The 12,889-nt window shown below is 60.6% G+C and carries 13 protein-coding genes; 5 read left to right on the forward strand and 8 right to left on the reverse strand.

Translation table 11 applies throughout. From position 1 onward, the window contains the following. Positions 1-136 precede the first annotated feature (136 nt). The 5 genes from LG290_RS16075 to phoU all read left to right on the forward strand — a co-directional run bounded on the left by LG290_RS16075 (position 137) and on the right by phoU (position 5,323). The gene (locus LG290_RS16075) at positions 137-1,099 is read left to right on the forward strand and encodes a PstS family phosphate ABC transporter substrate-binding protein (protein WP_499837129.1); all 963 of its coding nucleotides are present in this window, start codon (positions 137-139) and stop codon (positions 1,097-1,099) included. Positions 1,100-1,193: 94 nt separating this feature from the next. Then, positions 1,194-2,309: an ABC transporter permease subunit gene (locus LG290_RS16080; protein ID WP_499835647.1), complete on the forward strand. Its 1,116-nt coding sequence runs from the start codon at positions 1,194-1,196 to the stop codon at positions 2,307-2,309. After that, positions 2,306-3,742 carry a phosphate ABC transporter permease PstA gene (pstA, locus tag LG290_RS16085; RefSeq protein ID WP_499835648.1) on the forward strand — a complete coding sequence of 479 codons (1,437 nt, stop codon included), beginning with the start codon at positions 2,306-2,308 and terminating at the stop codon, positions 3,740-3,742. The genes LG290_RS16080 and pstA overlap by 4 nt, the downstream gene beginning before the upstream one ends. Further along, a complete protein-coding gene (gene pstB, locus LG290_RS16090) occupies positions 3,742-4,557 on the forward strand; it encodes a phosphate ABC transporter ATP-binding protein PstB (RefSeq protein WP_499835649.1) in 816 nt (271 codons plus the stop codon). The genes pstA and pstB overlap by 1 nt, the downstream gene beginning before the upstream one ends. Before the next feature lie 40 nt (positions 4,558-4,597). Next, entirely contained in the window at positions 4,598-5,323 is a 726-nt protein-coding gene (phoU, locus tag LG290_RS16095) for a phosphate signaling complex protein PhoU (protein ID WP_160418430.1), read from the forward strand. Positions 5,324-5,362: 39 nt separating this feature from the next. Here phoU and phoR read toward each other — a convergent pair whose 3' ends face one another. From phoR to argH, 8 genes are all read right to left on the reverse strand, one after another. Next, positions 5,363-6,655, reverse strand: coding sequence for a phosphate regulon sensor histidine kinase PhoR (gene phoR / locus LG290_RS16100; protein ID WP_499835650.1), 1,293 nt, complete (start codon positions 6,653-6,655; stop codon positions 5,363-5,365). A 1-nt stretch (position 6,656) separates the two neighbouring features. Beyond that, on the reverse strand, positions 6,657-7,346 hold the full coding sequence (phoB, locus tag LG290_RS16105; RefSeq protein WP_160418432.1) for a phosphate regulon transcriptional regulator PhoB: 690 nt from the start codon (positions 7,344-7,346) through the stop codon (positions 6,657-6,659). Positions 7,347-7,498: 152 nt separating this feature from the next. Continuing rightward, a complete protein-coding gene (locus LG290_RS16110) occupies positions 7,499-8,425 on the reverse strand; it encodes a tyrosine recombinase XerC (protein ID WP_499835651.1) in 927 nt (308 codons plus the stop codon). Next, positions 8,418-9,128, reverse strand: coding sequence for a DUF484 family protein (locus LG290_RS16115; RefSeq protein WP_499835652.1), 711 nt, complete (start codon positions 9,126-9,128; stop codon positions 8,418-8,420). The genes LG290_RS16110 and LG290_RS16115 overlap by 8 nt, the downstream gene beginning before the upstream one ends. 47 nt (positions 9,129-9,175) lie before the next feature. Continuing rightward, the gene (dapF, locus tag LG290_RS16120; protein WP_499835653.1) at positions 9,176-10,009 is read right to left on the reverse strand and encodes a diaminopimelate epimerase; all 834 of its coding nucleotides are present in this window, start codon (positions 10,007-10,009) and stop codon (positions 9,176-9,178) included. Further along, complete coding sequence (gene lysA / locus LG290_RS16125) at positions 10,009-11,280, reverse strand: diaminopimelate decarboxylase (RefSeq protein WP_499835654.1); 1,272 nt, start codon at positions 11,278-11,280, stop codon at positions 10,009-10,011. Before lysA ends, dapF begins: the two co-directional genes overlap by 1 nt. Beyond that, positions 11,281-11,439 carry an LPS translocon maturation chaperone LptM gene (lptM, locus tag LG290_RS16130; protein WP_499835655.1) on the reverse strand — a complete coding sequence of 53 codons (159 nt, stop codon included), beginning with the start codon at positions 11,437-11,439 and terminating at the stop codon, positions 11,281-11,283. It lies immediately after the preceding gene. Then, a complete protein-coding gene (gene argH / locus LG290_RS16135; RefSeq protein ID WP_499835656.1) occupies positions 11,439-12,842 on the reverse strand; it encodes an argininosuccinate lyase in 1,404 nt (467 codons plus the stop codon). The genes lptM and argH overlap by 1 nt, the downstream gene beginning before the upstream one ends. Between the last annotated feature and the right edge of the window lie 47 nt (positions 12,843-12,889).

A 12,889-nucleotide genomic window follows, 5' to 3' on the forward strand; every position in this document is an offset into this window, starting at 1 on the left:
GGTAAGAAGGGCCTGATGGTGGCTCGGTGGTGCTATACACTGCCAAATGCACAGGAAAACACAAGAGGGCAACCGCTTGAACGAAGACGGCTCACTTCCTATTTACTACAATATCTGCAGCGGCATTCAAAGCGCCATGGGCAATCCAGTCAAGGTCCAAGCAACGCAACACAGAACATGCGTGCCGTTTATCCGGTTACTGCTGGTGGCGTTGCTGGCAAGCTCACCCGGAGCATGGGCCGGTAATATCAGTGGCACCCTGGGGGCCGTAGGCTCCGACACCATGGCCGGGCTGATGCTGCGCTGGGGGGAGGCCCTGGTGACTCGCCACCCCGACGTTCGGCTGCAGTTTCAGGCCAGCGGCTCCGCCAGCGCCCCACCAGCGCTACTTGCCGGTACCACTCGGCTGGGGCCGATGTCACGCCGGATGACAGCCGAGGAATACCAGGCTTTTGAGAAGCGTTATGGTTACCCGCCGCTTGAACTGAAAGTGGCACTGGATGCCTTGGTAGTGGTGGTGCATCGTCACAATCCTTTGCGCCAGCTGAGCTTGGCTCAGCTGGATGCCATCTTTTCCACCACCCGGGAGTGTGGAGCGCAGGCACCGCTGAGACGCTGGCAAGCCTTTTCCACCACCCTTGACTGGCCTTACGGCAAGATTGCCCTGCATGGCCGCAACCTGGCTTCCGGCACCTATGGGTTGTTTCGACAACGGGTGCTATGCGGCGGCGAATTTCGTCGTGATATCAGTGAATATCCTGGCTCCTCGGCGGTCATCGCCGCCGTGGGCGAATCTCCCGGCGCCATGGGTTATGTCGCCTACAATCATCTGACGCCGATGGTCCACCCGCTGGGGATAGCCGAGCAGGAGACTCAAGCCATCCTGCCCACTGAAGAAGCCATTCAGTCCGGCCGTTATCCGCTGTCGCGCTTTCTGTATCTTTACGTCAACCTACCACCGAATGAGCCACTTCCTGCTGCCGAACGGGCCTTTATCGAACTGATTCTCTCCGACGAAGGGCAGCGCATTGCCCGAGCAGCGGGTTTTGTGCCACTTTCTCCCCCTACACTTAAGGCGCAAGCGCTCACCGGGGATTAGCTGTCACCCGGTTGTCATAAAATTGTCTTACGCTGAGTCAGCGTCCCTCTTGCTCACCTTGCGTTTCCACTTGTGAGTCTTCATTGATTTCACCATGACACCACCATCCGATACGCTCAATCAGCGCTTGCGCCTGGCCCGCGATCGCCTTGCTACCGGTTTGATCACTGCCGGCGGCACCGGCGTTCTGTTAGCGGTACTGGCGATTGCCGTGTTTCTGCTCTGGGAAACGCTACCGCTGCTGCGTCTGGGTGACACCCTGGCCTTGGCCAAGCTGACACCGCTGGCTTGGGGCACATTGAAAGCCGCCTTCTATGCGCTGTTGTTCGCCGTGCCCCTGGCGCTGGGAGCGGCAATGTATTCGGCGCTGTTCATGTCCACCCGCCTGCGCCACCGGCTAAAACCCACGCTGGAAATGATGGAAGCCATTCCCGGTGTGGTAGTGGGATTTATCGCCGGTCTGATCATCGCACCCTGGGTTGAGCGTCACCTGGCCGGCACCTTGCTGCTGGTAATCGGGTTACCGCTGAGCGCTCTAGTCGCGGGAGCGATCTGGCATCACCTCGGCACTCGGCTGCAGCGCACATTTCCCTTAAGCTGGGCGGGATTGTGGCTGGTGCCCTGGTTCGTCTTGATGATCGCCTTGGCGTTCTGGGTCACGCCCTTGCTGGAACAGCAACTGCCCGAAGACGACTTGCGGCGTTTTCTGGATAAGCAGTGGGGCATCGACTATGCCACCCGCAATGCCATGATCGTGGGGGTGGCCATGGGTTTTGCCGTGATTCCCAGTATTTACGCCCTGGCTGAAGACGCCCTGGCCGACGTGCCTGGAAGCTTGCTCGAAGGTGCCCAGGCGCTAGGCGCCACCCGCTGGCAGGCGCTGTGGAAAGTGGCCTTGCCCACCGCAGGACCAGGGCTGTTTTCGGCGGTGATGATCGGGGCCGGGCGTGCGGTGGGCGAAACCATGATCGTATTGATGGCCAGCGGCAATACCGCCCTGTTCAGTGCCAGTCCCTTTGAAGGCATGCGCTCGATTTCAGCGGCCATTGCCATTGAATTACCTGAAGCCGCACCCGGCGGCCTGACCTATCATTTATTGATTCTCGCCGCCTTGGCGTTGTTCGTGTTCACTTTCCTGGTCAACACTTTGGCGGAAGCGGTGCGTCAACGTCTGAGACGCCGTTACCGGCGCCTGGAAGGCCATCCATGATCCAGTGCCTGGCAAAAAATCGGGATGAGGCCTGGCCATGGTTGAGCGCTGCAAGCGTTGCGCTTTCGCTGCTCATGCTGGCCGCACTGGTGAGTTTGCTGGTGGTGCGCGGCTTGGGCCATTTCTGGCCGGCGCCGATTGAAGAAGTCACGCTCGCCGACGGCCAGGTCATTGCCGGACATGCCGTACGCGAAGCCCCTCTGCCTGACCGCCCCGGCCATGAACGGCTGTATTACACCGCCAATCGCGACCTCGACGGTGCCCTCTGGCAATGGGTGGCGCTGGATACCATTCAAACGCGCTCCACCCCGATCGAACTGGTGCTTCTCGATCGCGCTTCCTGGGGAGATTTCATCGGCCGACTGGTGGCTGTGGTGATGCCGAATGAGCGTCTGGAAGGCGAAGCTGCTTGGCAGGCGTTGCAGCAACACCTGAACCAGAGAAACACGGTAGCCAATGGCGCACCCTCCAGGGCCGCCTCCGGTGACAGCTATGTGCCCGGAGATACCTATCTAATAGTGGAAAGCGTCGAGGGGCGTCAACGACAGCAACCCTTACATGTCATTCATGGGGCCCAGCGCCCCAATGCCATGTCCATGGGTGAGAAGATTCAGACGTGGGGCAACGCCGTATGGCGCTTCCTCAGCCAAGGGCCGCGAGCGGCCAATACCGGCGGCGGCGTCTGGCCGGCCATTTTCGGTACCGTCCTGATGGTACTGCTGATGTCACTTCTCGTGACCCCCTTCGGCGTGCTGGCAGCGATCTATCTCAATGAAATTGCGCATCAAGGACGCCTGACGCGGCTGGTGCGCATCGGGGTGCGTAATCTCGCCGGGGTTCCTTCGATCGTCTACGGTGTCTTCGGGCTGGGGGTATTCGTCTACGGCATCGGGGGAAGCCTCGATGAATGGTTCTTCAGCGACACCCTGCCCTCACCCACTTTCGGCACCGGGGGCTTGCTGTGGGCCTCCTTGACCCTGGCGCTTCTGACCTTGCCGGTGGTGATCGTGGCGACGGAAGAAGGTTTGGCGCGAATTCCCGATGCCCAGCGCGAAGGAGCGCTGGCCCTGGGCGCCACCCGCCTGGAAATGCTCACCCGGATCGTGCTGCCGATGGCCGCTCCGGCCATGCTGACCGGGGTGATTCTCGCCGTGGCGCGCGCCGCCGGCGAAGTCGCGCCCTTGATGCTGGTGGGCGTCGCCAAACTCGCACCCCAGATGCCTCTGGACGGTGAATTTCCCTACCTGCACCTAGAGCGCAAGTTCATGCATCTTGGCTACCATATCTTCGATACCGCCTTTCACGGCGAAGATGTCCAGGCCGCCTTGCCCCTGGTCTACGCCACGGCATTACTTCTGGTGTTGATTGTGCTGGTGCTTAACCTGACTGCCATATTTCTGCGTCATCATCTCAGGCGCCAACGAGGAAACTGATGCAAGCGTCGTTACCGAAATCCGCTCCCGACAATGCTGCGGTCATGCATTTCGCCACGGCCGAGAGCTGTCTGGAGATCAATGATTTCAGTCTGGCCTATGCCGGCGTGCCCGCCTTGCAGGGCTTATCCCTGCAGGTACCGCGCCACCGGGTCACGGCGTTCATCGGACCTTCTGGCTGTGGCAAGTCGACCCTGTTGCGGGCCATCAACCGGCTGCACGACCTGAACGAGTCGGTGACTCTCAGCGGGAACATTCAATTGGAAGGCCGGGACATTCACGCCCCCCAGCTGAACGTGGCGGAATTGCGCCGCCGGGTAGGAATGGTGTTCCAGAGCCCCAATCCTTTTCCTATATCGATTTATGAAAACGTCGCCTTTGGTCTGCGTCTGCAAGGTCGAATGCCCAAACGCAAACGCGATGACACCGTCGAATGGGCGCTACAGTCCGCCGCGCTGTGGGAGGAGGTAAAGGATCGCCTGTACCGCTCTGCCTGGACCCTGTCGGGTGGGCAGCAGCAGCGCCTGGTCATCGCCCGCACCCTGGCGGTGCGACCAGATGTCCTGCTGCTGGATGAGCCGGCCTCGGCACTCGACCCCATCTCGACACTCAAGATCGAGGAGCTAATACGCAACCTGAAGTCGCAACTGACCTTGGTGCTGGTCACTCATAACATGCAGCAGGCTGCCCGAGTCTCGGACTACACCGCCTTTCTCCAAGGGGGAGAGCTGGTGGAATACGGCCCCACCGATAGCGTATTCACCAATCCGCGCCTGCAGCGCACCGAAAACTACATTACCGGCCGTATGGCGTAACCAGCGGCTAACACAGGCCTACCGGCCCAGGAGCGATACAATGGATATCACCAGCGATACGCATAGCCAGCACATTTCCCGCCAGTTCAATCAGGAGCTCGAAGAGCTCAAGACCCACCTGATGGCCATGGGCGGCCTGGTGGAAAAGCAGGTACAGGAGGCGATCAAGGCACTGCTGGAGAACGACTCTCACCTGGCGGAAAAGGTCCGTGACAACGACCGCCAGGTCAACGACCTTCAGATTCAGATTGATGATGAATGCACCCGGATACTGGCACGCCGCCAGCCGGCCGCCTCCGACCTGCGCCTGGTGGTGGCGGTAATTCGCGCCACCTCGGATCTTGAGCGTATCGGCGACGAAGCCAGCAAGATCGCTCGCAATGCCCTCAGCTTGAGCGAAGGCAGCAATAATGTAAAAGGCTTGGTGGAAGTCCGGCATATCAGCGAGCATGTGCGCAAGATGCTGCGCGATTCGCTCACCGCCTTTGCCCGCTTCGATACTGATCTGGCCATGCAGGTGGTGCACGAAGACAAGCTGGTGGATGACGAATATGGCAGCGCCATGCGCTCGCTGATGACTTTCATGATGGAAGACAGCCGTTCGATCAGCTCGGTACTCAACGTCATGTGGGTGTTGCGCGCCTTGGAACGGGTGGGTGACCATGCCAACAACCTGGCCGAATACGTGGTCTATCTGGTCAAGGGCCTGGATATCCGGCACATCGCCCCGGAAGAGCTCGATGAAAACATGCTGAAGAAGTCCTGACTTGAGATTAAAACGATAAGGTCAAAGCCCGCCAGGTTACTAGGTAGGATAGACAAGGCGCTTGGCGGGAAACACGCAACGAAAGCGGGCTCCCTCGCCTGGGTGGGAGTCGATCTCCAGGTGCGCTTCATGGCGCAATAGTACATGCTTGACGATTGCCAGCCCCAGTCCGGTACCGCCGGTTTCAGTGCTGCGCCCCTTGTCCACACGGTAGAAGCGTTCGGTGAGGCGCGGAATATGCACCGGATCGATGCCTTCCCCGTTATCCTCGACTTCAATGCAGGCGCCCTGAGAGTGAGTCTTCCAACGCAGGGTGATGTGGCTACCTTCCGGGGTATAACGCACGGCATTGAAAGCCAGGTTGGAAACCGCGCTGCGAATTTCCTGCTCACTGCCTACCAGCTGAGCATGGCACTCAAGCTCGATAGTCACTTCATGGCGGTGATGGGAAAGGGCCAGCGCATCGCGGCGGATGCCGTCGAGCAACGTCTCCATGAGCAGCGGCCGGTGATCTTCGCCACCCTGGTCGATCTCCAGGCGTGACAGCATCAGCAGATCGTTGACCAGATTCTGCATACGGCTCGTTTGCGCCTGCATCTGCGAAAGCCCGCGCCCCAGGCGCGGCGGCATCTGTTCAGCCAGGTCGCTGTAGGTTTCCAGATAACCGGAAAGTACCGTCAGGGGTGTGCGCAATTCATGGGAAACATTGGCCACGAAATCGCGCCGCATCTGTTCCAGGCGATGCAACCGGGTGATATCGCGAGCCATGAGCAGGCATTCGTCATCGCCATAAAGCGTCAGCTGGTATTGAAGGATACGACGCTCGTCGATGGGAGACGTCAAGGTCAGGGGTTCGCGATAGTCATGCGCCTTGAAGTAACTGACGAAGTGGGGGTCGCGCAGCAGATTGGTAATGTGCTGGCCGCGGTCATGGGCAGCTTGCAGCCCCAGCATGTCGCTGGCAGCACTGTTCCACCACTCCAGGTCACCATGACGGTCGAGCATCACCACGCTGTCGCGCATGGCTTCCGAGGATTCCTGTATCCGCGCGAGTATCGCCCGTAAGCGTTGCTGAGTGATGCGCTGGCGTTTCTGATAACGGTAAAGCTGGTCGAACAGCTCGCCCCACATCCCGCTCGCGGCAGGAGGCTCCTGCTCCGGGTGCAACGTCATCCAGCGATACAGGGCGCGTAACTGGCGCAGATGGTAAACCAGGCACAGCGCCAAGCCCGCTGCGAGACCCAGCCCCGGCGTCACTAACAGCCAGCCGACCAGGGTTCCCAAGGTTGCCGGCCATACCAGACGCCACAGCTCACGGCTCCACAATCGCACCCTAGCCTCTGGCCGAAAACCGGTAGCCGGTACCGCGTACAGTCTGAATCAAGTGCTGATGGGCATCGCCCAATGCCTTGCGCAGGCGGCGGATATGCACGTCCACGGTGCGTTCCTCGACATAGACATTGCCTCCCCATACTTGGTCCAGCAGCTGGCTACGAGTGTAGGCGCGCTCCTGGTGAGTCATGAAAAACTGCAACAGGCGGTACTCGGTAGGCCCCATTTCCAAGGCCTTGCCATGCGCACTGATGCGATGACTCATGGGATCCAGCAAGAGGCCGTCGATCTCGACGGCCTCTTCGACACCGCGCGGTGTCGCTCGGCGCAGCACGGCCTTGAGCCTTGCCACCAGCTCACGAGGGGAAAACGGCTTGGTAATGTAATCGTCGGCCCCGGCTTCGAGACCCTGAATCTTGTTGTCCTCTTCACCCTTGGCGGTAAGCATGATGATGGGTAGCTCGGCGGTGGCTTCTTCGCGCTTGAGCCGACGAGCAAGCTCGATACCGCTGATGCCCGGCATCATCCAGTCCAGCAGCAGCAAGTCCGGTTGATGATCCACAATCATGGCGTGGGCATCCTGAGCATTGCTCGCTTCAAGGACGTGGTAGTCAGCCATTTCCAGGGCGATCGCGATCATTTCGCGAATCGGCGCTTCATCATCGACAATCAGAACGGTCTTGGCGGTCATTATGGGCGGCCTCGTGATCGAACAATGACAGGTCAATGACAATCACACCATGCCCTGATGACAATTCCATGACAAGACCGATTTTCCCAAGCAGCCGCCCTCGCACCCCAACAAATGCCTATGCAAACGGCTCAGCTGCCGCTGGGCGAGCGTTAGGTCTTGCCGGGTTCCTGTTCAGTTGCGGTCGAAGAACGTTTGGCTCGCGGATGGGCCGCATCGTAACTGGCTGCCAGGCTTTGCCAATCCAGCCGGGTATACACCTGTGTAGTGGCCAGATTGGCATGGCCGAGGAGCTCCTGCACTGCACGCAAGTCCTGGCTGGACTCGAGCAAATGGCTGGCGAAGGAATGACGCAATCGGTGTGGGTGCAAGTGCTCCGGTAAACCGCGGGCCACGGCCAGGTGCGCCAGACGCTTTTGAATCGCACGATGCCCCAGACGGGCTCCGCGCACCCCGACGAACAGCGCGGTTTCGCCCTGGCCGGCAAGCAATGGGCGTTGCGCCAGCCAATGGCCCAGCGCCACCTGAGCACGCTGGCCCACCGGTACCTGGCGGGGTTTGCTTCCCTTGCCCATCACCCGTACCTGATGGCCGTGAACGTCAGGCTCATCCAGAGCGGCAAGCTCCGCCAGGCGCAAGCCACTGGAATAGAAAAGTTCCAGTATGGCCTGGTCGCGCAATGCCAACGGCGAGCCATCATGAGGGGTGTCCAGAAACTGGCTGAGCTGGTCCACATCCAGCGGGCGCGGCAGGTGGCTGGGCTGGCGCGGCGTGCGCAATAGCGTTACCGGGTTATGTGCCAGGATTCCTTGCTTGACTAGGTAATCGGCAAAACGCGAGAGTGCCGCGCGGCGCCGGGCCAAACTGCTGGGAGCCAGCCCGCGGCTACGTTCACGTCCCAGAAAAGCCCGCAACAGGGCGGTATCCAGTGCTTCCGCGGCATGCACATCACGGCTCAGCGTGAAGGCCTGCAAGGCGCTGAGATCCTGAGCATAGGCTTTCAGCGTGGCGGGGCTGGCATGGCGTCGCATCTGCGCCAGAAATGCCGTGATACTTCCCTCGAGCGGGGTATCAAGCATAAGGGCCCAGGCGCGTCAGCAAGCGGGCCATGACATCGCCCAGATATTCAGTGAACAAGGTGTCCATGCTGGCGCAATAACTTGCCGGGTCGGGGCTGGCGAGCAGCAGATAGCCCAGCGGCTGCCCGGCGGAAAGTCGAGTGATGGCGCAGGAACCCGCCTTGCGCGGTGGCTTGGTATGCGGCAACAGGCATTTCCAGTCGCTGACACTCAACTTGGAACAGCGGCTGGTGCGTCCATCAAGCAGCGCGGTCAGGCGCTTGGTGGCATGCTGGTCCAGCACCTGACGCGGCGGCTGTGGCGGAGCGGGTTCGTTATCGCTGAGTTCCGCCGGACACCAGAGTGCCATGGCCGGCGTTGCAAAACGCTCGCTGAGCTGGGTGGCCAACGCCTGGGCCAAGGTATCTCGATCCTCGGCTTCGACCAATGCCAGCAAGGTTTCCCGCAGGCGCCGATACTGTGTCTCATTGTGGCGCGCGGTTTCCAGCAGGTGTTCCAAGCGGCTTTCGGCATGCTCGGCACGCCGGCGCAGGTCGAGCACCAGACGTTCCAATAGCGAGATCGCACCCTGGATATCCGGATGAGGGACCTTGAGCTGCTGCAGCAACCCTTCACGCCCGACAAAAAAGTCCGGATGACGCGCCAGCCAGAAGGCTACCTGATCGGGATCGAGGGTTTTGCGCGGCTCGGGGGCTGAAGACATCACCTTACTCCTGTTTACGCTATCGCGACGGTTTGCGCTTGGCCGCGTCAGCTTAACGCGACGCGCCCATCAAACACACGTGTTGCCGGGCCGACCATGATCAACGCAGCTTCCGGGTCCGACCATTCGATCATCAAGTCACCGCCCGGCAGCGTTACCTTGACCGGACTTTTCAATAGTCCCTGGCGAATCCCGCTGGCAACGGCGGCACAGGCGCCGGTACCGCAGGCCAGAGTCTCGCCACTGCCACGCTCATAGACGCGCAGACGAATCGCGCAGGGCGAGAGCACCTGCATGAAACCGACATTGACCCGCTGGGGAAAGCGCGGGTGCGCTTCCACCAAGGGTCCCAAACGCTCCACCGGGGCAGTATCCACATCATCAACCTGGATCACCGCATGCGGATTGCCCATCGACACCACCCCCAGCTCGAGGGTTTCGTCACCGACCGCCAGGGTATGCAACGGCTGATCACCCGGCGCATCGAACGGCAATGCCGAGGGAGTGAAGCGCGGCCGCCCCATGTCCACGCGCACCATGCCGTCATGCTGCACCTTGAGCACCAGCGGGCCACCGGCGGTCTCGACCCGAATCTCGTGCTTGTGGGTAAGACGTTGATCGCGCACGAAGCGGGCGAAACAGCGCGCTCCATTGCCGCAGTTTTCCACTTCACTGCCATCGGCATTGAAGATGCGGTAGCGAAAATCCATTTCCGGGTCGCGGGGTGGCTCGACGATCAACAGCTGGTCGAAACCGATCCCCAGACGACGATCAGCAAGCTGGCGAATCTGCTCATTGCGAAGACGGGCGCGCTGAGTCACCAGATCCACCACCACGAAATCATTGCCCAGCCCGTGCATCTTGGTGAAATGCAGCAGCATCAAACGCTCCCTGCCGGTAGCAAGGTTTCGCCGGCCCACAAATCCGCCAGGCGCTCACGAGCACGCACCACATGACACTCCGTGCCATCCACCATCAGTTCCGCCGGGCGGGGGCGGCTGTTGTAGTTCGAGGCCATCACAAAGCCATAGGCACCCGCTGAACGCACCGCCAGAAGGTCCCCCGGTGCAATCGCAAGTTCACGCTCCTTGCCCAGGAAGTCTCCGGTTTCGCATACCGGTCCGACCACATCGTAAAGCGCCGAATCCCGCGCATGGCGCGTGTCCACCGGCACGATGGCCTGCCACGCCTGGTACAGCGCCGGGCGAATCATGTCGTTCATGCCCGCATCGATGATGGCGAAGTTCTTGGTCTCACCAGGCTTGAGAAACTCGACCCGGGTCAACAGCACGCCGGCATTGGCGGCAATCGAGCGACCGGGCTCGAACAACAGCGTCAGGCGCTTGCCGCCCTCCCAACGCGAAAGCCGCTCGAGCAAGGCAGTAGCGTAATCGAACGGCTGCGGCGGCCGCTCATCGCGATAGGTAACGCCCAGGCCACCCCCCAGGTCCAGGTGGTCGATCTCGATTCCCTGGTCGCGCAGACGCTCGAGCAATACCAGCAGGCGCTCCAGGGCATCCAGGAAAGGTGCGGTTTCCGTCAATTGGGAGCCGATATGACAATCCAGCCCGACCACTTCCAGATGCGCCATTCCCGCCGCCTGGGTATACACATCCAGGGCGTCATCCACCGCAATGCCGAACTTATTGTCCTTCAAGCCGGTGGAAATGTAGGGATGGGTGCCGGCATCGACATCCGGATTGACGCGCAACGACACCGAGGCAACCTTGCCCAGGCGCGCAGCCACGCTATTGAGGCGTTCAAGCTCAGGGCGCGATTCCACGTTGAAGCACTTGATACCCACTTCCAGGGCACGGGCCATTTCCGCTTCTTGCTTGGCCACGCCGGAAAACACCACCTTGGCCGGGTCACCGCCCGCCGCCAGGACGCGCTCGAGCTCGCCGACGGACACGATATCGAACCCCGCCCCCAGCCGTGCCAGAAGCCCCAGCACCGCCAGGTTGGAATTGGCTTTAACGGCATAGCAGATTAAATGCGAATGGCTGCCTAACGCCTCGGTATAGGCGCGAAAATGCCGTTCAAGTGTGGCCTTGGAATACACATAACACGGGGTGCCATGCTCGGCGGCAATGCGTGAAAGCGGAACCTCTTCGGCATACAGCACGCCGTCGCGATAATTGAAATAATCCATTCAGGTCTCCTGCTCGACCGCTGGCGAGGTGGATGGCGCTTGTTCGGACTGCTCCGGTGAAGGCTGCTCTGGCGATGGCAAGTACAGCGGCCCTTTCTGGCCGCAGCCGGCCAGCAGTATCGCCACAGCAATTATTGCCAGGCTACTGACAGCACGCATCACATCGCGCCCTTGAGTACGATCACTGCATCACGTGCACGCTGTGCCGCCGCCCGCACCTGATTGGGCGCGGTGCCGCCGATATGGTTACGCGCCGCGACCGAACCTTCCAGGGTCAATACCTCGAAGACATCCTCTTCGATGATGTCGGAGAACTGCTTGAGCTCAGTGAGGCTCATCTCGGAAAGGTCTTTTTCTTCGCGTAACCCGAACGCGACCGACTGGCCGACGATCTCATGGGCATCGCGGAACGCCACGCCTTTGCGCACTAGGTAATCGGCGAGGTCGGTGGCGGTAGAGAACCCCTTGAGCGCCGCGATCTCCATGTTGGCCTTTTTGGGTTCGATGGCAGGCACCATGTCGGCAAAGGCTTTCAGGCAGTCGCGCACGGTGTCGACGGCGTCGAACAGCGGCTCCTTGTCTTCCTGATTGTCCTTGTTGTAGGCCAGCGGCTGGGATTTCATCAGCGTCAGCAAGGCCATCAAGTGGCCATAGACACGTCCGGTCTTGCCACGCACCAGTTCCGGCACATCGGGATTCTTCTTTTGCGGCATGATCGAGGAGCCGGTGCAGAAGCGGTCCGGCAAATCGATGAAATCGAACTGGGCACTGGTCCACAGCACCAGTTCTTCGCTCATTCGCGAAAGGTGCATCAATAGGATGCTGGCGAAGCTGGTGAATTCGATCGCGAAATCGCGATCCGACACCGCATCCAAGGAGTTCTCCGCCGGGCGCGAAAAGCCCAGCAATTCCGCGGTAACGTGACGGTCGATCGGGTAGGTGGTACCGGCCAGGGCGGCAGCGCCCAGGGGCATCACATTGACTCGCTTGCGGCAATCGAGCAGGCGCTCGTGGTCGCGGGCCAGCATTTCCTGCCAGGCCAGCAGATGATGACCAAAGGTAACCGGCTGGGCGGTCTGGAGGTGAGTGAAGCCGGGCATGATGGTCTCGGCTTCGCGGTCGGCGAGTTCGATCATGCCTTCCCGCAGGCGCACCAGCTCGACTTCGATCACATCGATTTCGTCACGCAGGAACAAGCGGATATCGGTGGCTACCTGGTCGTTACGTGAACGCCCGGTGTGCAGCTTCTTGCCTGTGATACCGATCTTGTCGGTCAGCCGCGCTTCGATGTTCATATGAACGTCTTCCAGTGGCACCGACCACTGGAACTCGCCGCGCTCGATCTCGGCGGCGATCTCGTTGAGACCTTCAACGATGGCATTACGCTCTTCGTCACTCAGCACACCGACGCGTGCCAGCATGGTGGCGTGGGCGACCGAGCCTCGAATATCCTGGCGCGCCAGGCGCTGGTCGAAGGTGACCGAGGCAGTAAAGCGTTCGACAAACGCATCGGTGGGCTCGCTGAAGCGACCGCCCCAGGACTGGTTAGTGACTTGGCTCATCTGGCGGATATCCTGCAAACAATGAAGTCGAAAACACGCATGAAAAA

The organism is Halomonas sediminis, assembly GCF_044871105.1.
GTDB lineage: Bacteria > Pseudomonadota > Gammaproteobacteria > Pseudomonadales > Halomonadaceae > Vreelandella > Vreelandella zhuhanensis.